General features: G+C 60.9%; 1 protein-coding gene. It reads left to right on the top strand.

Annotated features, from left to right (window positions below):
• Window positions 1-31 precede the first annotated feature (31 nt).
• Window positions 32-248, top strand: a 217-nt coding sequence (locus KVS69_RS20120; RefSeq protein ID WP_217539999.1) for an ABC transporter permease subunit, incomplete at its 3' end; no start/stop codon positions are given.

The raw sequence follows: 248 nt of genomic DNA, 5'->3' as shown, positions 1-248 counted from the left end.
CGGTCCCGGCGGTACGATGCTGGTGCCGGACATGGCCGTCATCTTCCTGCCGAAGTTTGTGCTCGTGGTATACTCAAGTGTGCTGACAATCCGCTCGCGGGAATATGTGGAAGCCGCCCGCAGCCTCGGCGCGGGGTCCTTTCACATACTTTTCCGGACGATCCTGCCGAACATAATGGGACCGGTGCTGGTGCAATTCAGCCTCGTCGCGGCGGCGGCGATCACCCTGGAGTCGGGATTATCTTTCC

The sequence above is a fragment of the Stenotrophomonas sp. GbtcB23 genome, from assembly GCF_019091045.1.
Lineage (GTDB): Bacteria > Pseudomonadota > Gammaproteobacteria > Xanthomonadales > Xanthomonadaceae > Stenotrophomonas > Stenotrophomonas rhizophila_A.
Note: the sequence above shows the minus strand (reverse complement) of the source record. Positions and strands in the feature narration are given on the sequence as shown.